The sequence below is a fragment of the Hydrotalea sp. genome (assembly GCF_049968455.1).
Taxonomy (GTDB): Bacteria; Bacteroidota; Bacteroidia; order Chitinophagales; family Chitinophagaceae; genus Hydrotalea.
Window position 1 is genome coordinate 29,983 of sequence record NZ_JBMFQT010000008.1, and the last position, 22,311, is coordinate 52,293.

22 protein-coding genes are annotated in these 22,311 nt (G+C 35.2%); 6 read left to right on the forward strand and 16 right to left on the reverse strand.

Going from position 1 to position 22,311, the window contains the following annotated elements; translation table 11 throughout:
- A partial coding sequence (locus ACP5P5_RS07245) for an efflux RND transporter periplasmic adaptor subunit (protein ID WP_428285441.1) occupies positions 1-776 on the forward strand: 776 nt, incomplete at its 5' end.
- 117 nt (positions 777-893) lie between these two features.
- Here ACP5P5_RS07245 and ACP5P5_RS07250 read toward each other — a convergent pair.
- The 13 genes from ACP5P5_RS07250 to sucD form a co-directional block, all read right to left on the reverse strand.
- Complete coding sequence (locus ACP5P5_RS07250; RefSeq protein ID WP_428285442.1) at positions 894-1,847, reverse strand: LysR substrate-binding domain-containing protein; 954 nt, start codon at positions 1,845-1,847, stop codon at positions 894-896.
- Positions 1,848-1,865: 18 nt separating this feature from the next.
- Positions 1,866-2,318: a DsrE family protein gene (locus ACP5P5_RS07255; RefSeq protein WP_428285443.1), complete on the reverse strand. Its 453-nt coding sequence runs from the start codon at positions 2,316-2,318 to the stop codon at positions 1,866-1,868.
- 38 nt (positions 2,319-2,356) lie between these two features.
- Positions 2,357-3,373 carry a c-type cytochrome gene (locus ACP5P5_RS07260; RefSeq protein ID WP_428285444.1) on the reverse strand — a complete coding sequence of 339 codons (1,017 nt, stop codon included), beginning with the start codon at positions 3,371-3,373 and terminating at the stop codon, positions 2,357-2,359.
- A gap of 119 nt (positions 3,374-3,492) precedes the next feature.
- Positions 3,493-3,966 carry a GNAT family N-acetyltransferase gene (locus tag ACP5P5_RS07265; RefSeq protein WP_428285445.1) on the reverse strand — a complete coding sequence of 158 codons (474 nt, stop codon included), beginning with the start codon at positions 3,964-3,966 and terminating at the stop codon, positions 3,493-3,495.
- A gap of 11 nt (positions 3,967-3,977) precedes the next feature.
- A complete protein-coding gene (locus ACP5P5_RS07270) occupies positions 3,978-4,754 on the reverse strand; it encodes an alpha/beta hydrolase fold domain-containing protein (RefSeq protein WP_428285446.1) in 777 nt (258 codons plus the stop codon).
- 204 nt (positions 4,755-4,958) lie between these two features.
- On the reverse strand, positions 4,959-6,314 hold the full coding sequence (locus ACP5P5_RS07275) for a M20/M25/M40 family metallo-hydrolase (protein ID WP_428285447.1): 1,356 nt from the start codon (positions 6,312-6,314) through the stop codon (positions 4,959-4,961).
- Between the two features lie 46 nt (positions 6,315-6,360).
- Positions 6,361-7,626 carry a replication-associated recombination protein A gene (locus ACP5P5_RS07280; protein WP_428285448.1) on the reverse strand — a complete coding sequence of 422 codons (1,266 nt, stop codon included), beginning with the start codon at positions 7,624-7,626 and terminating at the stop codon, positions 6,361-6,363.
- A gap of 40 nt (positions 7,627-7,666) precedes the next feature.
- Positions 7,667-8,176, reverse strand: coding sequence for a hypothetical protein (locus tag ACP5P5_RS07285; RefSeq protein ID WP_428285449.1), 510 nt, complete (start codon positions 8,174-8,176; stop codon positions 7,667-7,669).
- A gap of 28 nt (positions 8,177-8,204) precedes the next feature.
- On the reverse strand, positions 8,205-10,031 hold the full coding sequence (gene aspS, locus ACP5P5_RS07290) for an aspartate--tRNA ligase (protein ID WP_428285450.1): 1,827 nt from the start codon (positions 10,029-10,031) through the stop codon (positions 8,205-8,207).
- 237 nt (positions 10,032-10,268) lie between these two features.
- Positions 10,269-10,733: a hypothetical protein gene (locus tag ACP5P5_RS07295; protein WP_428285451.1), complete on the reverse strand. Its 465-nt coding sequence runs from the start codon at positions 10,731-10,733 to the stop codon at positions 10,269-10,271.
- A 64-nt stretch (positions 10,734-10,797) separates the two neighbouring features.
- A complete protein-coding gene (locus tag ACP5P5_RS07300) occupies positions 10,798-11,853 on the reverse strand; it encodes an NAD(P)/FAD-dependent oxidoreductase (RefSeq protein WP_428285452.1) in 1,056 nt (351 codons plus the stop codon).
- A gap of 29 nt (positions 11,854-11,882) precedes the next feature.
- Positions 11,883-13,901, reverse strand: coding sequence for a hypothetical protein (locus tag ACP5P5_RS07305; protein ID WP_428285453.1), 2,019 nt, complete (start codon positions 13,899-13,901; stop codon positions 11,883-11,885).
- Positions 13,902-13,989: 88 nt separating this feature from the next.
- A complete protein-coding gene (gene sucD, locus ACP5P5_RS07310) occupies positions 13,990-14,862 on the reverse strand; it encodes a succinate--CoA ligase subunit alpha (RefSeq protein WP_428285454.1) in 873 nt (290 codons plus the stop codon).
- A 193-nt stretch (positions 14,863-15,055) separates the two neighbouring features.
- Between sucD and efp the strand changes: the two genes are divergently transcribed.
- From efp to accC, 3 genes are all read left to right on the forward strand, one after another.
- Positions 15,056-15,622: an elongation factor P gene (efp, locus tag ACP5P5_RS07315; protein ID WP_428285455.1), complete on the forward strand. Its 567-nt coding sequence runs from the start codon at positions 15,056-15,058 to the stop codon at positions 15,620-15,622.
- Positions 15,623-15,802: 180 nt separating this feature from the next.
- Positions 15,803-16,291 (forward strand): acetyl-CoA carboxylase biotin carboxyl carrier protein, encoded by a 489-nt coding sequence (accB, locus tag ACP5P5_RS07320; RefSeq protein WP_428285456.1) that lies wholly within the window; start codon positions 15,803-15,805, stop codon positions 16,289-16,291.
- Between the two features lie 133 nt (positions 16,292-16,424).
- Positions 16,425-17,762, forward strand: a complete 1,338-nt coding sequence (gene accC, locus ACP5P5_RS07325; RefSeq protein ID WP_428285457.1) for an acetyl-CoA carboxylase biotin carboxylase subunit — start codon at positions 16,425-16,427, stop codon at positions 17,760-17,762.
- 114 nt (positions 17,763-17,876) lie between these two features.
- Here the strand turns inward: accC and ACP5P5_RS07330 are convergent, their stop codons facing one another.
- From ACP5P5_RS07330 to ACP5P5_RS07340, 3 genes are all read right to left on the reverse strand, one after another.
- Entirely contained in the window at positions 17,877-18,248 is a 372-nt protein-coding gene (locus tag ACP5P5_RS07330) for a hypothetical protein (protein WP_428285458.1), read from the reverse strand.
- A gap of 215 nt (positions 18,249-18,463) precedes the next feature.
- Positions 18,464-20,653, reverse strand: a complete 2,190-nt coding sequence (locus ACP5P5_RS07335) for a glutamine synthetase III (protein ID WP_428285459.1) — start codon at positions 20,651-20,653, stop codon at positions 18,464-18,466.
- Positions 20,654-20,844: 191 nt separating this feature from the next.
- Positions 20,845-21,060, reverse strand: a complete 216-nt coding sequence (locus ACP5P5_RS07340) for a DUF3820 family protein (RefSeq protein WP_428285460.1) — start codon at positions 21,058-21,060, stop codon at positions 20,845-20,847.
- 351 nt (positions 21,061-21,411) lie between these two features.
- On the opposite strand from ACP5P5_RS07340, the gene ACP5P5_RS07345 reads away from it, so the two are divergent.
- Together ACP5P5_RS07345 and ACP5P5_RS07350 are read left to right on the forward strand one after the other, a co-directional pair.
- Complete coding sequence (locus tag ACP5P5_RS07345) at positions 21,412-21,741, forward strand: hypothetical protein (RefSeq protein ID WP_428285461.1); 330 nt, start codon at positions 21,412-21,414, stop codon at positions 21,739-21,741.
- A 154-nt stretch (positions 21,742-21,895) separates the two neighbouring features.
- Positions 21,896-22,234, forward strand: a complete 339-nt coding sequence (locus tag ACP5P5_RS07350) for a hypothetical protein (protein WP_428285462.1) — start codon at positions 21,896-21,898, stop codon at positions 22,232-22,234.
- Positions 22,235-22,311 lie beyond the last annotated feature (77 nt).

Here is a 22,311-nt window from a genome sequence, read left to right on the forward strand (position 1 = left end):
TACAAGCAAAAGAAAGGTATGAACGTTCTAAAGCTGATTTGTCTATTGACCGCGAAAATTACGTTCGGTTATTAGAGGCAGCTAAAACTCCTGGAGCAATTTCGCCATTAGATGTATCAGCTGCCCGTACTAAAGTGCAAGCTGATAGCTCATTAAGTAATGCGGAAAAAGCAAATTGGAAATATCAGGAAACAATGATGAGTTACTTAAAAGTATATGCACCTTTTTCAGGCGTAATTACTGAAAGAAATGTACACCCAGGTGCTTTGGTAAGCGCTGCTATAAAAGATCAGCGTATGCTTGAATTGAAAGATATAGCTCATTTACGTTTACAAATAGATGTTCCCGAAGATATTGCTGCTCATTTTAAAGATCGTGATACTGTCGCTTTTTATACCAGTGCTTATCCAGGTAAACGCAACATAGGATTTGTGAGTAGAAATTCATACAATGTAAATCCACAATTTAGAACACAACGGATGGAAGTTGACGTATACAATAATAATTATACACTTTCACCGGGAATGTTTGTTGAAGTACAGTTGTATACAAAAGGTAATCCTAATGCAATGACAGTTCCTAAATCTGCAATTGTAACAACAACTGAAAGGAAATATGTTATTGTTGTTAGAAATGGGAAAGCTATAAAAGTTGATGTTCACACCGGAAATGATAGTGGTACTCAGGTTGAAGTATATGGCGATTTAAAACCCGGCGAAGAAGTTGTTACTAATCCATCTGATGATATTAAAGATGGAAGTGCCATACATGTATAGTATGTATAAATTGGTTAAAACTTTAAAAGGCTGTCTTCATAATTAGACAGCCTTTTTTTGCACCTTATCAAATAATATTTGTAGTAAAGGTTGTTGGTTTATAGGTTCTTGTAATAGTTATTTTTCGGGAATTGTTTGCTGCTTTGATGCAAAACGCATGAATAATGTAGTGCCGGTATTTGGTTGCCCATGTAAATGAATAAGGTAGAATGGTCTTTTAATTTGTAAAAATTTTACTTCCACTCTTTTAAATACATTATTCTGTAGTTCACTTTGTATAGCATGAACGGATATAAAAGCATAGCAATTGCTGTGCATGAGATAAGTTTTAATACTTTCAGTACTACCTAATTGCATTTCAACATTTAAATGAGAAAGCTTAATATTAAATGGTTGTAATGCATGTAAAATTACTTCTAAAGTTCCTGAACCATGTTCTCTTAATAATAAAGGAAGCTGTTTTAATTCTTCAGGCTTTGTAATAATTTTTTTTGCACTTGAATTTTGGGCATTGGTAATTAATACAATTTCATCATCTAAAAACGAAGTGTATTTGATAAGCTTGTTTTTGGAATGACCTTCAATAATACCCAAGTCAATTTCCTTGTTGGTTAAAGCTAGTTCAATTTGTTCGGTATTGCCATTGTGAAGGGCAATTTCAATATTGGGATATTTTTTATGAAAACCCGCTAAAAGTGGTGGAATGACATATTGTGCCACAGTTGAACTTGCGCCAAGTTTAAGTAAACCTTGATGCCGGTTGGCTAAATCATTCATCTCCTCTTCCATATTTCTATATAAGGCCAACAATTGTTCGGTATGCTGCAATAAAACTTCACCGGCTGCAGTTAATTGAATTTGATTGCCGGTTCGTTCAAATAATTTTAATTGAAAATGTTGCTCTAATTCCTGTATATGTTTAGTAACAGCAGGTTGTGTTATAAACAATGCATTAGCAGCCTTAGTAAAGTTTAGCCGTTTTGCTACGGTATAAAAAACCTGCAGTCTAAAATCAAACATGCCGTGAATATACTCGTTTTCACGCTTGTTTAAAACTAAAACTGCAGGCATAATAAATTATTTTTACAATTAAGGATGAACGGTTGCCCAACCCTGATAATGCCGTATAATAATTTCACCATTTCCACTGGGCACGAAACTAATGTAAGGCCATAATTCATCTTTGGTAATATGACGTTCACGCATGGTATTGCTGCATTGTGCCAGTATTACCCCTTTTTGTTTTAATGTGGTTAATAATGAATCGTATGGATTTGTTTTTTTGTACACTTCTACACCGTCGCCAAAAGCAATTAACTCGATTGTTATTTTACCTTTTAAACGAGGATCTTCCAATGCGTTATTGATGTTTCGTAAAGTGCCCCTAATCTTTTTATCGTCTTTATCATCTAAAATATATAAAGCATTGTAATGTTTAAGATTGGCTTCAGCGCCTGTAAATACTTTGTTGTTTGTTTGTGCCTTAGCGTTTTGATAGGTTATGCCGGTAATAAATAACAGCAACAGTGTAATTTTTTTCATGGTGTTTTTTTTAATATGAAAAATGTGGTTGTAAGATTTTACTTCAGCGATACATTATTTTTGGCTTGTTTTTTTGCATCAATAATAGGTTGATAGGGGCCGTACTTGTGTTGTTGTTCAGAAAAACTATCTGCGTATGGCCCAAAAGGAAAATCAAATGGTTTGGTTGATAAATCTTTCCAATCATTACTTTGATTTATATGCGGTCTGGGCTGTGAGTTAATAAATGCTGCAACATTCCAAGCATCCTCAGTTGAAATAGATGGATGGTGGTAGGTAGTGGTACCAAAGGGCATGTTTGGTAAAATAAAGCCAGCTAAACTACTAATCCTATACATACCTGCACCATCATTATAGCTATGTTCACCCCATAAAGGCGGATAGGTATAACCGGTGCCATCCAAATTCAGCAACCCCTGTCCGTTAGGGCCATGGCAACTTTGACAATGTGTTGTAAAAACTAGTTTGCCAAGTGTCGGATCAGCAGGTTTGTCCATCATTTTTATTTTCATAATTCCTGTTCCGGCAGGTTTGCTGCCTTTCGGAACATCCTTGCCTAACCATTCCATATAAGCCACTATTGCTTTCATTTCGTGTGAATTAGAGTTTAAGGAATGGCCATTCATACTTCGTTCAAAACAATCATTCACCCTTGCACTAATACTTTGCCATCCGTTATTGCGTGCTCTGTATTCCGGATAATTAGCTGCTACTTTTCCAAAGTTATTACCATATGGTAAAGTTCCTGCTTGTAAATGACAATTCTGGCAATTCATTCCATTGGTTATTTGAGCCACGGTACCTTTTGGGCCCAAATAGTAACTGGTATTGGTAATTAAATTATAACCATATAAAATCAAATCGCCTTCTGGTGTACCAACGGGTATCTGCGATTTTGATTTTCCAATCCATACTTCGGGTTGGGCATCTTCTTTTAGAAGCTCCTGAATATTTTTTTCTTCTTTGCTGCGTTCCATATAAAATTCAGTGCCCTTTATGCCTATAACAATAATGACTATCAGTATTAATAAAATTATAAATCCGTTTTTTCGCATAGGTTAATATATATTCATTTATAAAGCAAAGTTATTGCCATTGCGGCTGCGTTATTTATCATATCCCTTTATGTTCAATAACTTTAAATTATTACTATGCCGATTTAATAGATTTTTGTTTATACTGAATCAGGTTGCTTAATCATTTCAATATGATCTATACCATCTTCATCATAAACCGGACTGCTTTGTACAAAACCAAATGACTCGTAAAATTTTTTAAGATAAAGTTGTGCGCCAATTTGTATGGGAGCTTCCCCAAATAAATTATAACAAGTTTGTATAGATTCATGCATAAGTTTTCTGCCAATATTTTGTTTTCTAAACCTCGGCGATGTTACCACTCTTCCAATACTCATGTACGGATACACTTTTTTGGGTGGAATTAAACGAGTATATGCTACTAAGTCTTCACCAATGAATGCCATGTTGTGGTAACTGAACTGATCTTTATTATCCATGTCTAAGAAAACACAGTTTTGTTCTACTACAAATACCTCACTTCTTAATCGCAGTAATGCATATAACTCAGTTGGAGTTAATTTTTCAAAAGTTTTCAATTCCCATCGTAAGTTTAAATTGTTGGCTTGCATATTGTAATGAATTAATTAGGCATTATTTTTTGTAAAAATTGAATGGATTTTGAATAGGTGTCGATAAGATTATTTCCTGTCCAACCATGTCCGGCTCCTTGGTATTGTATGTATTCATGATATACATTTAAATTGTTTAAACGATTATTTAAACTATCACTTTGACTGATTGGCACTACATCATCTGCCGTTCCATGAAATATAATGGTAGGAGGGATTTGGGTGTTCGTTGCCAAAAATAACGGACTGGCACTTGTGTATGATGAGGGATTGGTAACCGGTGTTCCATTTAAAAATATACTTAATAAAGATGGATAATAGGGATTGGGTGCATTATAAAATAATGCAGCTAAATCTGTTGGTCCAAATAAATCAATAACAGCTTTAATATTATTATTAATGGTATAACCTAGCAACAGTGCTAATTGTGCGCCTGCACTGGCACCAAAAGCTGCAACTTGCTTCTTGTTAAAAACATATTTATTGCTTTGTTGCAAAATGAATTGGTAAGCTTTTTGCACATCATTTAACTGAGTAGGCCATAAGTCAGTGCCTTGAATGGAAGCTAATCTATAATTAATGTTGGCTATTACATAATTGGGTAAGCTTGCTTTAAGTGTAGTAATAGCAGTGTCGAAATCTGCTTTATCACCGCTGGTCCATGCACCACCATGAATTAAGAGTAACAATTTAGTATTTATGGTATCTCTTCCTGCCGGCAAATAAATATCCATTGTTTGTAATGAGTTATTGCCATACGCTACATTCAGGATGTTTTGTTCCTGCAAAGTATTATTTGGCAGTACATTTTTTTTGTTACAACTAACTATGAATATTGTGAGTGTAACAAAAAAAAGATAACAGATACGTTTTAATAATAGCATGCAGTTATTTTTGTTTAAAGTTAATTAAAACGTGGATGTTAATAACTGTATGTTCTATTGTGTTGGTAGCTGTTATCTTTTAAACGCTTAAAAGCTGTTTAAATTAGTTTATCTTCCGGCAATACCGGGAACAACAGGCAAACTTTCATTGCCATCTTCGCCTACGGATTGTACAGCAAAAAAGTAGTTGTCTTTTGAGTAGGGTAAGTCGGCTTTCTTATCAGTTGTAAAAATTTTCTTTTGCCAGAAAGCACTTGTTGTTTCACGCATTAAAATATAGTATCCTTTCACTTTTCCGGTTGCCGGCTTATCCCAATACAAATTGGTATAATTGCTCAGTTTTTTTACTTCTACAGTTACATTTTGTGGCATAGCCGGTGCTTTAGCCAAGTTGGCCAAATTACTAAGATTAACTGCTGTATTTTTTCTTAAATATTCAAAGTCCATAAACTCCGGTAAATCGCCGTATTGAATGCCATTTTCTTTACGTACATCCTGATGTTGATGGTTATAGTTTTCATTCATTTCCGTAATTCTTACAGCCGCAAATCCGTTTTCAACATAAGGTAAATGATCGCCACCACGCAAAAAGCGATCGTTCCTGTATATCATTACTACTTGAATATTATCTACATAGCGTTCTCCAATTTCTTTTACATAACGTGCTAACTGACGTGCCTTGCCGTCGTTTTCCAAGCCTAAAGCACGAATTCGTTTTGCTTGTTTCTCAGTTTCATAAGCCGGTAAGCCTTCACTAAATACTCGAAGGCGAGTATTGTCAATAATATTGGTTTCATTACTATTATTGCTTCCCATAATATCATTATTCAATACAGCTTCAATATCCCATCCTTCTTTCTTGGCTTTATTAGCCATATAATAGGCACCTAATAAGCCTTGTTCTTCGCCACTTACAGTAACAAAAATTATGGTTGCCGGAAAAGCATGTTTGCTCATTACTCTTGCACATTCAATTACTGCTGCCGAACCACTTCCATCATCGTTGGCACCGGGAGCGTCATTTACTCTATCCATAACGTTAGTGCGCATATTATCTAAGTGTCCGCTAATTAAAAAAATACGATGGTCGTTAGGGTCGGTTCCTTTTAAAGTGGCTACCACATTTCCTAAAATAATGGTGCTATCAACACGTTTGCCATCGGGATGGTAAGTGACTGTATCAATAAAAGCCGTCATTCTACCATTACTATTGGCTGCAAATTCATTAAACTTTTGAAGTACCCATTTTCGGGCAGCACCAATACCTCTTTTAGGGTTGGTTTGCGTACTTAATGTATTGCGAGTGCCGAAATTAACTAGGGTGTTAATGTAACTGCGCAATGAATCGGCCGATACTTCTTTTACCATTGATGCAATTTCCGGATCGCGATTAATAATCGTTTGGCCATAGCCAACTGAACTACAAAGTGCAGTAACTAGTACTGCGGTAAAAATTTTTCTCATGGCAATAGTTTAAGGTTTAAAGATAAAACAAAGCAACATTGTTTGATTAATAACCGTATTTGTTTTTCCAACGAACTTGTAAAAATTTTCTTATTTCCACTTCACGGGCATTATTACCCGGCTGATACAATGTGGTTCCCGATATAGCCGTGGGAAAGTATTCCTGCTCAACAAAATTTAAAGGATATTGATGTGGGTATTGATATGCTTTACCATAATCCAAATTTTTCATTAAGCGGGTGGGCGCATTACGTAAGTGCAAGGGCACAGGTAAATCGCCGGTAGTTTGCACCAGCTGCTGTGCATTATTTATGGCCTCATAGGCGGCATTGCTTTTGGGTGAACCGGCTAGGTAAGTGGCGCATTGACTTAAAATTATGCGACTTTCCGGATAACCAATTTTATTTACCGCATCGAACGTGGCATTAGCTAATAATAACGCATTGGGATTTGCGTTGCCAATATCTTCACTGGCAAAAATAATCATGCGGCGTGCAATAAATGATACATCTTCTCCGCCTTCAATCATTCTGGCTAACCAATACACAGCAGCATTGGGATCGCTGCCGCGCATGCTTTTAATAAAGGCAGAAATAATATCATAATGTTGTTCACCGCCTTTATCGTACAAAGCCGTTTTCTGTTGCGCAATAGCAGTTACTATTTCATTGGTGATGGTAATGTTTTTTTCTTTAGAAGAAAGCACTACCAATTCAAACAGGTTTAATAATTTTCTGGCATCGCCGCCGGAAAATTGCAGTAAGGCATCCGTTTGTTGCAACTGAATGTGGTATTGCTTCAAAATATCATCTTTCCCCAAAGCATTTTGTAATAGCTGCAATAAATCCTCATTCTGCAAAGGTTTTAGAATATATACCTGGCAACGACTTAGTAATGCGGCATTTACCTCAAATGAAGGATTTTCGGTTGTGGCACCAATTAAGGTAATAATGCCTTGTTCAACTGCTGCCAGCAATGCATCCTGCTGGCTTTTATTAAAGCGATGAATTTCGTCGATAAACAACAATGCACGCTTGGTTCTCCTAGCAGTATCAATTACTTCTCTTACTTCTTTAACGCCACTGCTAATAGCACTTAATTGAAAAAAAGGTACTTGAAGTGTTTGTGCAATAATTTGTGCCAAAGTTGTTTTTCCAACACCGGGTGGCCCCCAAAGTATCATTGAAGGAATATATCCTTGTTGTAAGGATTTATTCAATATGCTATTATTGCCGGTAAGGTGTTGCTGACCATATAAGTCGTGCAATGTTTTGGGGCGCATTCTTTCCGCCAATGGAGGCATGTTATTCATACCTGAAAAGTAAAAAATTTTAGCCTGTAATTATCTAAAATTATTTACTGAAAAGTACACTGTATTTTTTTAATAAACGGAAGGTAATTAAAACATGAATGAAAAGAATAATTGAGAACGGCAATAAAATAATTAATGAACTACGCATAGCCATTAATAACTCTTGCGACGAATAGTTGGAAGGTAAGCCGGCTGGCCTTGAACTATTCAACATTTCAATGAATTGGTTATACATAGCTTTATTGCTCATTAGATATAAAATTGAAATGCAACTTATAATAGCCAAAGCGGCAAAAATTATAGCAATAACTGCATTCACTTTTATCCAATCTTTCAGGCTTGCTTTACAAAAGGTGTTTTTTAGAATGCCTTTAAACAAAAAGAAGGCAGAAGTGAAAATATAAATTACTACACAGGCAAGAATGACTGCGCTTAGCATTACTGCGGGATTACCAAAACCGGCGAAGATAGATAATACACTATCTAACCCAAATAGTGCTGCAAATGGTAATAATACAATTGTAAATATCCTATAAATGTTTAATGTCATAATTTGTTGGCAACTATTTATTTATGAGTTATTGCAAGTTTAATTTTATTTGTAATTCTTGCATTTGTTTTTCATCAATTGGGCCCGGTGCATCTAACATTACATCGCGGCCACTATTGTTTTTAGGGAAGGCAATAAAGTCGCGAATACTTTCGCTGCCGCCTAAAATGGCACAAAGTCTGTCAAAACCAAAAGCCAATCCGCCGTGTGGTGGGGCACCATATTCAAAAGCTCCCAATAAAAAGCCAAATTTTTGTTGTTGTTCTTCCTTACTCATACCTAAGGCTTGGAACATTTTTTCTTGCAGATTTCTTTGATAAATTCTTATTGAGCCTCCGCCAATTTCGTTACCGTTGAGTACCATATCGTATGCGTTGGCTTTAATATTAGCGTAGGGATGTTCTAAATATTTTTCAGGATTGGTAATAACCGGTGAATGCTGAATCATGGTTTCAATATCCTGAGGTTTAGGCGAAGTAAAAGGATGGTGACGTGCTACCCAACGATTTTCTTCTGCATCATATTCAAATAAAGGAAAATCGAGTACCCACAATAATTTAAATTCATCTTTTTTACGCAAACCCAATCTGTTAGCCATTTCTAAGCGAAGTTCACTAATGGCTTTGCGGGTTTTTTCTTCAGTTCCTGCTAAAATTAGAATTAAGTCGCCGGGCTTTGCATTTGCTGCAAGCGCAATGGCTTTAAGTTTTTCTTCAGTGTAAAATTTATCAACACTACTTTTTAAAGTACCATCGGTATTGTATTTAATGAATACCAAACCTTTCATGCCTATTTGTGGACGCTTAACCCATTCAGTTAATTCATCGGTTTGTTTGCGGGTATATTCGCTGCAACCCGGAATTGCTAATGCTATTACTGTTTCTGCCTCTTCAAACACTTGGAATCCGGCACCCTGTACTAAATGCGCTAAATTAGTTTTTGTTGGAAAAGTGTGTGCAGGAAATTTAATGTTACATAATTGCATATTGAAACGAATGTCGGGCTTGTCATTACCATATTGCCACATGGCTTCTTCCCACGACATGCGTTGTACAGGTTCATTATAGTTAATGTTTTTTACTTCTTTGAAAATGAATTTCACTAATCCCTCAAACATATTTAGAATGTCTTCTTGCTCAACAAAACTCATTTCACAATCTATTTGTGTAAACTCGGGTTGGCGATCGGCACGTAAATCTTCATCTCTAAAACATTTTACTATTTGATAGTAACGGTCGTAACCACTTACCATCAATAATTGTTTAAAAGTTTGTGGGCTTTGCGGTAAAGCATAAAATTGTCCCGGATTCATGCGGCTTGGAACAACAAAGTCGCGGGCACCTTCGGGGGTTGATTTAATTAAAAATGGTGTTTCAATATCTAAAAATCCGTTTTGGTGTAAATAGTTACGCGTAGCACGGCCTACTTCGTATCTTAATATTAAATTCTTTTTTACTGCATTTCTTCGCAAATCTAAAAAGCGATATTTCATTCTTAAATCGTCTCCACCATCGGTATCATCTTGAATGGTAAATGGCGGAACAGCCGATTTATTTAAGATGGTAAAATTTGTAACCAGTATTTCTATATCACCGGTGGCTAATTGTGGATTTTTATTGCTTCTTTCTTGCACGGTTCCTGTAGCTTGAATAACATACTCGCGGCCTAAAGGATTGGCCTCAAGTGCTTCATTCAAATTTTCGTTAAACAACAATTGCGTTATTCCATAGCGATCCCTAATATCAACAAAGGTAATGCTGCCAAATTTTCTAACTGTTTGTACCCATCCGGCCAAAGTAACTGTTTGTTGTACATGCTGAATGTTTAATTCGCCACAGGTATGCGTTCTGAACATATATTTAAATTATATTAATATACTTTGTAAAATTGTTTGGTTGTAAACTTTTTGTTTAGCAATGCTCGGTAATGAACAAGGCGTTGCAGTGTGCGACGCAACGATGCTGAATACTTGTACAAATGCCGGTAACATAACTAACCAATTGGGCTGCAAATATAGCTGAATTGCATGGGATGGATGCAGTTTTATGCTGTTAAAACAGGTAATTATTACGGCTGGTTTTTAAGGAATGTTTTACATGCTATCTAATGCATTTTTGTGCGTAGGTTTCCAATACAAATAGTAGTATGCTAAAATAATAACGCCAATGGTAAATGGAATCATGGCCAAATGCTTGAATGTAATGCCGGGGAAGGCTAAGCGATCATCAAAGTGTAGAAATTCGCTAATCATCCAATAGGAGTTGGCACTTATCCAAACGGTGATTGCTAAATTATGGCATAATTCTGACATGTATTGACGAGTGCGATAGGCAATAATGATGGAAATAATTAATGTGGGAAATATCATGGCAATGCCCAGTGGACGCCAAAACATGCACCAACTTATGTCTTTAAAAAGCCAAAACACAATATGTAGGTTTTCCATTTTCCGATACTTTAATGGAATATTATATTGTTTTTCGGCTGGTATTAATGGTATAATGTTAGCTGTTTTGTTGGGAATAGCTTGTTGGACATTGATAGTTGGTTTTGGCACTTTGCTAAATTTTTGAATGTTTTAAAAAGCAAATAACCTGCAATATTAAATTTTTATGAACAAATTATGGCTGTAAAATTTTTTGGAATCGGTTTATGGCTGCTTCAGCTAAAATTGGCCGTCCATTTGATAAATGCTGCGCTAATGCATGTGCAAAATAAGGTGCTAATGAGCAGCCCTTGGTACCAAAACCATTTAAAATACCAATTTGAGAAAAATAAGGATGCATACCTACAAATGGTCGTCGTTCCAAAGTAGCAGGCCTTTCAGATGCTATATGTTGTTGCAATTGAAAAGGCATTTTTAACCACTGTTGTAATTGCTGCATTGTTTTTTGTTGAAAGTTTTGTGTAGGCAGTGCATTGTTGTAACTCCACTCGTATGAAGAACCTGCCCACCACAAATTATTTTGCCAGGGTATTAAGCTAATGCCATGTTTATACAAGTATTGACTGGGCAAATTGGGCAAATGCAAAATAAGTGCTTCACCTTTATTGGGTGCAAATGGAAGTTTATTAAAATAAGGTAAATGCATGGCCTGTAAACCATTGCAAAAAATTATGGCTTTTGCTTTAATATTTCTATAAGCAATGCTACTTGATGATAAAGTTAAATTTTGTAAACTAAATACTTCTTGAAGGAGTATTTGCTGCTGTTTTAGATAATTACGCCATGTGCTTAATAAGGTTTGTAGTTGAATGTGGAAGACGGGTTGAATAGTACCAATGCCATGTGCATATTGAAAATATTGTTGCCAGTGGTTGGTGTTTGTTAATTCAGAAACATAGGTGTTGTCATCGTTAGTACGCTGTTGAAATGCTTGTTGCATTTGCTGCGTTGTATGAAAATCAATTAATTGAGTTTGTTGAATAATGGAAATGTTTAAAAGCTTTTCTAATGCTTGATAGGCTTTCTGGGCAAAGGGCATTAAGGTTTCAATCATCCAGGTTGTAACAAATCGTCTGCCTGTAACGGGATTAATAACACCACTGGCTACCTGAGAGGCACTATTGGGGTTAAATTCATCTACTACAATAACGGTATTTCCTTGCTGTAGCAAATAATAGCTTAGCATGGTCCCTGCAATACCTTGTCCAACAATTACATAATCAACTTCCATTCTTCAAAAATAAAAACAGTTTTGTTATTTTATTTATGCTCTGCTACTTGTATAAGAGTAGGAGCTGCATAGCTCATTTTTTCCTCATCTTCTTGAATCGTTACTATGCCGCCTGAAAATTGTCCGGGTGTTGTTATTATGCCGTAATATCGAATAATTTGTTCTGTAGGAGTTACGTCAACTTTATATTGAAAGCCTGAATAAATGCCAGAATTAGTATGGGTTTCGATATTTGAAGCCAATCGGTATATTTTTATGCAAGAAGGAAAATTGTCCGTTAACAGGCAATTGGTAATGTTATGATTACTTTGTAAACCTATTTCTATCATAACGGTATCGCCTATGTGTAATGTTTCCTTGTTTTGATAAGTTTCCCAACTGTTGTCTTTACTTGGATTCTTAACAAAGAATTTTTTAGAAATTTTTATAGCTTGGTTAGTTAATTTGCTAGGAATGTTATCAACATTTTGTAAATATTGCCATTGAAAATTTCCGTACCAATAATTGCCCGATTTTGTAGGCAGGTTTAGTTGCATTTTAACAGGTGAATTTTCTAATTGTTGAATCGGTATTTCCTGAATACTATTTTCCTTAAACGCAAAGTCGGTATGGCTAATGTTGGCAGTAATGTTGAATGGATTATTAGCAACAAAGCCTAACATGGCAGTGCCGGTAATAACAGTTGAAAAACGGTCAACCGTAGTTGATTTTAAAAAATTATTACTAATGTTTTGCAGATATGTATTTATAAAAGTTGTTGAAAATAGTGCCGGATTTTTTTGCATTAATTGTAAAATGTATGCATGGGTTAATGTATTCGTCTCGCCAAAGTTAGTTTTGGTAATTAAGTGCTTAATAATGGTCTTAAAAACTACACCGGTATCATTACATTGTTGTAAAGTAATAGCCAATAAGGCTTGTTCAGGTAAGCTTAAGTTAGAAGCTTTTTGCTTTAAGAATTGCAGTTGTAAAGAGTCGGTATTGCTAAATTTAGTAACAAATTGAAAAGTTGCTTTGCTAAACAAGTAGTATAAACTAGTAAAAGTATTTGTGGCGCTTGGATTGCTAAACTGTTGATTTAGCCCATTAATACCGGGTTGTATTAAATTAGTAATGCTTTGTTGTATGTTATGATGATGATGGTTTAATGAGTAACTGCACGCTAATAAATACAAAATTTTTGCGTTTAAAAGGTTAGTGGTTGCATTGTTGTCTTTATAAAAACTGCCATTGGGCTGTTGTAATAGTCTTAGTTCACGCAAATAGTAGTCCGTTAATGGGTGTTGTATGTTTTTTTGTATAGTATCAAAAAGCCCCAAATTAGTAACCGAAAATTGTGACACTTGTTTTTTCTCTGTTGAAGTGCTGCTAATGATTGTTTCTTTTCGATTTAATAAACTGCCAGCTAATATTTGTAGGGCTTTGTCAATCGGTTGTTCACGGTTACTACTTATTAATTCTTTTAGCCTTTTTTGTATGGCATAATAAGGAATTCGATTAATATTAATTGAGAGTGCAATGGGTGAAATGCTTTCATTAGAAATTTGCAACAATGAATCTAAATTGGCGGTATAATTATTTTTTTGTTGAAAATTATACAGCAATGTTTGCTGAATGAATGCTCTATTGGTATACACGGGTAAAATTGTTGCAGTGCTATCAGTATATTGGTTGTATTTTATGAAAAGTGAACTCTTTACAGTGTTGTAAAAACTATAAGGAACTTGTATGGGGAAATGGACTAGAACACTATCATTGGCCGGTACAGTAAAGTATTGAACAGGAAAGCTATTGGTAAACCAGCCATCTACACTGGTGCCGGATAAATAGTTGGTAATTTGTAATTGTGTTTGTCCTGTAAGTTCAATATTACTTGTATTTTTAATTTTTCCTACAATAAATACTTTATCGCCTTCTCTTAAAAATTCCGGCGTTAATAAACTTATCTTAATTTTTGGGTCTTCTGAATGCCATTTAAAAAACGGATAGGCATATGAGGCAGTGATATTCAACATTCCAATCAATAGAAGAAATAATAGTCTGTACATGGAACAATATTAGTGAAAAAGAAATTGCTGGGGGTAGTACAAAAAAAATCCCGCCAATAGGGCGGGACATATGTTAGGAAATTTAAACTTATTTTTTCAATGCTGAGGCCATGGTTTTACCAATATCGGCAGGGCTTGCAACAACATGAATACCACAGTCGCTCATAATTTTCATTTTAGCTGCTGCAGTATCTTCCGCACCACCTATAATAGCGCCGGCGTGTCCCATTCTACGACCTGCCGGTGCAGTTTGTCCGGCAATAAATCCTACTACAGGTTTCTTGGCATTGTCTTTAATCCAACGAGCAGCATCAGCTTCCATACTGCCACCAATCTCACCAATCATTACAATGCCTTCAGTTTCGGGGTCATTCATTAGTAATTTTACTGCTTCAACAGTAGGTGTTCCAATAATTGGGTCGCCACCAATACCAATTGCTGTACTAATACCCAAACCTGCTTTTACAATTTGATCCGCAGCTTCATAAGTTAAGGTACCAGATTTGGAAACGATTCCTATTTTGCCGGGTTTAAAAATAAAGCCGGGCATAATACCAATTTTCGCTTCGCCGGCAGTAATTACACCGGGGCAGTTGGGTCCAATTAAACGAGTTTTTGAACCTTGTAAGTAATTTTTCACTTTCACCATATCCTGCACTGGTATGCCTTCAGTTATACAAATTACCAATTCAATGCCTGCTTCAGCAGCTTCCATTATTGCATCGGCAGCAAAGGCAGGTGGAACAAAAATTATGCTAACGTTGGCTTGGGTAGCTTTTACCGCATCAGCCACGGTATTAAATACAGGTTTATCCAAGTGAGTAGTACCACCTTTATTCGGTGTTACACCGCCCACTACATTTGTACCATATTCTATCATTTGTGTGGCATGAAAAGTGCCTTCCGTTCCTGTGAAGCCTTGTACCAAAACTCTGGAACTTTTATTAACTAATACAGACATAATAAAAAATTGAGATTAATAAGATTTGCAAAAATAAAGAAATCTTACCCAATGCCTGCATTACTAATTTATTTTAAAATGCTATAGAAATTTTTAATATTGTATTTAAGTAGTTTCATTTGCTTTGTTATGAATTAAAATTGCTTTTCCTACATTTGCAGTCTTATTTTATTCTCTTTTAAAATTTTTTATAATGGCAACAACAGCAGATATAAGTCGTGGCTTAATTATTAAATTAGATGGCAGTCTTTATAGTGTAATTGATTTCGGTGAAAACAAAACCGCTAGAGCTGCAGCAAAAGTTTGGGCTAAGTTAAAGGGTGTAGATAACAACCGCACTATTGAGAAAACATGGAATAGTGGTGAAACAATTCATCCGGTAAGGGTTGAAAAAAAAGCATTTCAATACTTATATAAAGACGAGAGCGGCTATAATTTAATGAATAATGAAACTTTTGAGCAAATTACTTTAGGTGAGGAAATGATAGATGCGCCTCAATTTTTAAAAGAAGGTTCTGAAGTGTTTGTTTACATTAATACAGAAACTGAAATGCCTATTGGTGCAGAATTGCCGGAAAAAATTGTAGTAAAAATAACTTATTGCGAACCCGGCTTAAGGGGTGACACTGCAACCAGAGCATTAAAAACTGCAACAATTGAAACCGGAGCTACAGTGCAAGTACCATTATTTGTGGAAGAAGGTGAATTAATACGCATAAATACCAAATCCGGTGATTATATTGAACGAGTGAAAGAATAGATTGACATTTTTTATAAAGTAGCTTCGCAAATTGCGAGGCTATTTTTATTCTATAAGTTTTTTTTATTGTGGCCATAAATATTTCAAATTCCAAAAAATGCCTTAATTTGAACAAAAATTACCTATTTTGCCCCACTTTTCATACCTAAATCCCCTTTTTTAAGTAAAAAACACATCAATATGGACTTAAAACAAATTCACGAATTAATTAAGATTATTAATAAAAGCAACATTGGAGAAATAAGTATTGAAGACAAAGACGGAAAAGTTACCATAAAGCAAAAAGAAGAACAAGTAATTAATGTGGCACCCCCACAACAAGTATATAATGTAGCTCCGCCCGTTGCAAACATCCCTCAACAAGCACCTGCAGCACAAGCTCCCAGCACGCCTGCTGCACCGCCAGCTCCAAAATCTGATGAAAGTAAGCTGTTAACGATTAAAAGTCCAATGATTGGTACTTTTTATAGAAAAGCTGCTCCGGGTAAACCCAATTTTGTGGAGGTAGGAAGTGAAGTTGAAATAGGTACTGTTGTTTGTATTATTGAAGCCATGAAACTATTTAATGAAATTGAAAGTGAGGTAAAAGGTACAATTGTAAAAGTTTTAGTGGAAGATAGTACACCGGTTGAATATGATCAGCCTCTGTTTTTAGTACAGCCCAGTTAAATATTATTCCTGTTTTAATGGAATTTCAAAGAGGATAGATAGCTGAAGCATACTTTTTTTTGGCTATTCTTTGTGAATGACCGTATAGCAAACTTTTAAATTATTTGTTTTATCAATTGTACAATTTTAAACAATGTTCAAAAAAATATTAATTGCTAACAGGGGTGAAATTGCTTTAAGAGTTATTAGAACCTGTAGGGAAATGGGTATAAAAACGGTAGCTGTTTATTCAACTGCCGATAAAGACAGCCTTCATGTGCGTTTTGCTGATGAAGCAGTTTGTATTGGAAAGCCCGCTAGTTCCGAATCTTATTTAAATATACCCCATATAATGGCGGCTGCCGAAATTACCAATGCGGATGCTATACATCCCGGTTATGGTTTTTTGGCAGAAAATGCTAAGTTCTCACAAATATGTGCTGACCACGGTATAAAATTTATTGGCCCCACACCCGACATGATTAATGCAATGGGTGATAAAATTACCGCCAAAGAAACAATGATTAAAGCCGGTGTTCCCGTTGTTCCCGGTAGTGGTGGTTTATTAGAAAGTATTGAACAAGCTAAATCATTAGCTAAAGAAATTGGTTACCCCGTAATATTAAAAGCTACTGCGGGTGGTGGTGGAAAGGGTATGCGTATTGTTTGGGAAGAAGATGAAATGGAGCGTGCCTACAATACTGCAAAAGCGGAAGCCGGTGCTGCTTTTAAAAATGATGGGGTTTATATGGAAAAATTTGTAGAGGAACCTCGTCATATTGAAATTCAAGTTGCTGGCGACCAATACGGAACAGTTTGCCATTTAAGTGAACGCGACTGTTCTATTCAAAGGCGTCACCAAAAATTGGTTGAAGAATCTCCATCACCTTTTATGACTCCCGAATTGCGGGAAGCAATGGGTGCAGCTGCTATTAAGGCTGCTTCAGCCATTAATTATGAAAGTGTTGGTACTATTGAATTTTTGGTTGATAAACACCGCAATTTTTACTTCATGGAAATGAATACGCGTATTCAAGTAGAACACTGCGTAACCGAGGAAGTAATTAACCATGATTTAATTAAAGAACAAATAAAAATTGCTCTAGGCGAACGCATTTCCGGACGGAATTATTTCCCTCAAATGCATGCTATTGAATGTAGAATTAATGCAGAAGATCCCTATAACGATTTTAGACCTTCACCCGGTAAAATAACTACTCTGCATACGCCCGGTGGGCATGGTGTAAGGGTTGATAGTCATGTTTATGCCGGATATGTTATTCCGCCATTCTATGATTCTATGATTGGAAAATTAATTACTGTAGCACAAACCCGCGAAGAGGCTATTGATACCATGTATCGTGCCTTAAGCGAATATGTAATTGAAGGTGTTAAAACAACTATTCCTTTTCATTTACAACTAATGAAAAATGAAGATTTCAGAAGTGGTAATTTTACTACTAAATTCTTAGATACCTTTAAGATGCAATAGTATTCCAATTAAGAATACATCATTATAAAAATAAACCCTCCAATACAAGGAGGGTTTATTACATTAGAACATATCTAAAACAAGCGGGGGTAAGTTTTAATGAAGGGGTAAAAACTATTGTTGACCACGATTTTGCATTCTTTGTTTGCGCTGCTGTTCATAAAAATCTTCCACTTTCTGTGCCAATGCTTTATCGTTGTTTAAAGCCGAAGTCCAACGTTTCATTCTTAAGTCATTTAATTCTTTCATTTTACTCATTCTCTCATCAGGGCTTAAATCGCGCATACCACGCATCTGTTGCATCATATCCATGTTTATGGAAACTATAGAATCCATTTGCACATCTGTTAAATTTAGATTTGAAGATTTAAGTTGTTCAATTTGTCGTGCCTTCATTTGGGCAGGGTCAAAGCCACCACGCTGTGCCATGGTTTTTCCTGCAAAGCCAATGGTGAAAATAATTAATGCAAAAAAAATTTTTTTCATACAAATGCTGTTTTGTTTATTGAATAAATGTTTCATTAGTGACATTAAAGCTACAAAGGGGTTTATTGTTGTTAGTTAATTTTCGGTGAAACGAGAAAAAAGTGGGTTGAATATTATTTGATTTTGAACATCCGATTATAGAGGGTTTAGTTATGGCGAAAAAAAACTGCGTTCCTTTAAGGGAAACGCAGCTTTTTTAATAAACGCAGTACTTATTATCGCAAGAATAATAATTCTCTGTATTTAGGTAAACTCCAGTGTTCATCATCTACCAAAGCTTCTAATTTATCAACATGGTATCTAATAACATCAAAATACATTTCTTTAACCTGTGTGCAATAGGCTATTGCTTTTGTTCTTGTATTTTCAATATTGTTAGCAATTTTTCTGGCTTCAACCAACGCATGTACTTTTTCGTATACAATTTGTAAGTGCTCACTCACTTTATTCAAAATTTCTAATTGCGTTTTGTATTGACTTTCAGGTAAGCCTGCTGCTTTTAAGCCATTAATATTTTGCAAAAGTTCGTTTTGATATTTAATGGCAGTAGGAATAATATGGTTTAAGGCCAAATCGCCCATAATTCTAGCTTCAATTTGTACCTTTTTAATATATTTTTCCAATTCAATTTCGTGGCGGGCTTCTAATTCAGCTACTGAAAATACATTATTTTTTTCAAATAAGTTTTTAGCTTTACTTGTTACCATTGCATCTAATGCTAATGGAGTAGTTGGTACGTTAGGTAAACCTCTGCGTTCTGCTTCATGATGCCATGCTTCGCTGTAACCATCCCCTTCAAATAATACATTTTTACTTTCAACAATATATTTTTGAATGGTTTGCATAATGGCAATTTCTTTTTTATCGCCTTTTTCAATTAAAGCATCTACATCTTTTTTAAATTGTTGAAGTGTTTCAGCCATAATTACATTAAGCACAGTCATCGGATTAGCGCAATTTGCTGAAGAACCTACCGCTCTAAATTCAAATTTGTTTCCCGTAAATGCAAAAGGTGAGGTACGGTTTCTATCAGTATTATCCAACATTAACTCAGGAATAGAACGATGTATGTCTAATTTAAGAATGGCTTCATCCTGTTCATCAAATTTATCGCTTACCCTTGTTTCTATTTCATTTAACACCTTAGCTAAATATTGGCCAACAAATACAGAGATGATGGCCGGTGGCGCTTCATTTGCACCTAAGCGATGGTCGTTACCTGCTGAAGCAATAGAAGCACGAAGTAAATCGGCATAATCATGAACCGCTTTAATAGTATTAACAAAAAATGTTAAGAACATTAAATTGGTTTTAGGTGTTTTGCCTGGTGATAACAAGTTTACACCTGTATCGGTAGCCATGCTCCAGTTATTGTGCTTACCATTTCCATTAATACCCGCAAATGGTTTTTCGTGTATCAGTACTTTTAACTTGTGACGGCGAGCAACACGATCCATTACATCCATTAATAATGCATTGTGGTCAACTGCAACACTTACTTCTTCAAAAATGGGTGCTACTTCGAATTGTGAGGGTGCCACTTCATTATGGCGTGTTTTTAAAGGGATACCCAGTTTATAGCATTCATTTTCAAAATCGCGCATAAAGTGGTAAACTCTTTCAGGAATTGATCCGAAATAATGGTCTTCTAATTGTTGCCCTTTTGCAGGTGCAGCGCCAAATACTGTACGTCCACACTGAACCAAATCGGGTCTTGCATTCGCCAAGCGCTCATCTATAATGAAATATTCTTGTTCCCAGCCCAATGTAGCAGTTACTTTAGTAACATTCTTATCAAAATAATTACAAACTTCAACAGCAGCTTTATTCAATGCTTCTAATGCTTTTAATAAAGGTGCTTTATAGTCTAATGATTCTCCGGTATATGAAACAAAAATGGTTGGAATACAAAGTGTTTTTCCGGAACCAATTTCAATAATAAAGGCAGGTGATGAGGGATCCCAGGCAGTATAACCTCTTGCTTCAAAAGTTGCCCTTAATCCGCCGCTGGGGAAAGAAGATGCATCGGGTTCTTGCTGAATTAATGCATCACCGTCAAATTGCTCTAAGGCTGTTCCATCACTTTTAATAGTAAAAAAACTGTCATGCTTTTCGGCAGTAGTACCTGTAAGTGGTTGAAACCAGTGTGTAAAGTGGGTTACTCCTTTACTTTCAGCCCATGCACGCATTCCATTTGCAATTGAACCGGCAACAGCCCGGTCAATTTTTTTTCCGCCTTTAATGCTAGCTATTAGACTTTTGTAGGCTTCATCACTTAAATATTCTCTGGCTGTTTTTAATGTAAAAACGTTCTCGCCAAAAATGGCCGAAATTTTACGGCTACTTACCTCAACATCACTTGGTTGGTTTGATAAGTCGTTAATTGCCTGAAATCGTAATGACATATTTTTTGAATTTTGAGCTACAAAATAAACGAATTTTTCTAAAAAAAATCAAAATATTTTCCATTTCGTTCAAAAAAAGGTCGTTTTTTATTTATTTTATAAACATATAATTAATTGTAATTCAATTATATATTGAATAAAATCTAATGCTTTGTAGCTTAATTTGCATTGGTTTAGTGTGTAATTCCGGCTTATTTTATGGGGTTTAATAAATGTGATAAGCCATTTAATTTAATCTCATACATAGTAGCTAATAAAATACCCAGCTTGCCTTTTGGAAAACCCTTTCGTGCAAACCATTCTAAATAGGGCATAGGTAAATTGCAGATTAAAACATCTTTATACTTACCAAATGGCATTTTTACACGAACTAAGTCATTTAAAATCGAAGAATCGCCTGTTTCCATTCTGCTTCATTTTATTAAATACATCGTAAATGTATTTAATTAAGTGGTAATTGTGTTGTTTACATTTTATTGTTTCACAGCGATTTTTTCTATAATTACAATAATTTGAATTTGTGTACGTTATATGCTGAAATACGAATATTTTTTTAATAGCATATTTTTTATTACATATTCATTTTGCTTTTGTTTTAATGTGTCTTTGGCTTTATTCTCCCTTTATTCTATGAAGAACCATCTATACTGTGTAGTTAGGGGTGTTTTCAATGATTGATAGAAACTTTATTTAAAAACTGAATTCATATACATATTTGATGATAATGCTAACATTCAGATAAACTTAAAACTGGTTTTATGCTATTGTACTTTCGCCCATGGTTTAAAAAAGAGCAATTCTGTAAGAAAATACGGTTTGCTAAATTAGTTTTATCTATTACTGAACGAATCATTCAACAGAAATATGAAGGCCAGGTGGGAAAAGTTGCTGATGCTACTGAAAGCATTATTTGGAATTACAGCATGCTGAAAAGCAGGTATATGTATAAAGTTTATTGGGTTGATGTTGCCCCTTGCAGTAGTAATGAACGTTACTTAAAAAAATTAGTGCCATATATAGCAGATGAATTAAATTCCTACTTGTCTGATGATGAATTAGTTGAGCAATTCAGTAGAGTTGCCTCCTAATTTCTTTAACTTTTGGCGTGGTTTTTGCTCGTTTTCGACATCAAATTTGGTAAAGTTATTTTGTTTGAATTAAAATAAATAGTATATTAGACAAATTATATACTAATTTTTTTAATTACAACTTTATCCAAATCCATCTGTAAAACCAAAAGTTATGTTATTTGTAAAACCATGGTTCCGTCAACGGCCATATTCCCCCAAAATTAAACTTGCCAGTTTAGTAGTTAGGCTTTCTGAAAAGTTAATTCAGCAAAAAATTGATATTACTAAAAATGGGCTTTCTTCTGAAGCAGAAAGTTTTGTCTGGAGTTATACTATGCTAAAAAGCAGGTATATGAACAAAATGTTTTGGATGGATGCCATTTCCGGCAAAAGCAGTAATGAACGTTATTTGCATCAATTAGTGCCGCTTCTTTCTGAGGAGTTAAGAAGTGAGGTGGATGATGTAGAATTAATGGAAGTGTATGAACAAATAGCTTCCGCTGCAGTATAACCTGTTTCTATAGTTTTGTTACTTTTTTATCACCGGCATGCTTCATTGGTCGGCTTCCATTGCTTTGCATTACCTTT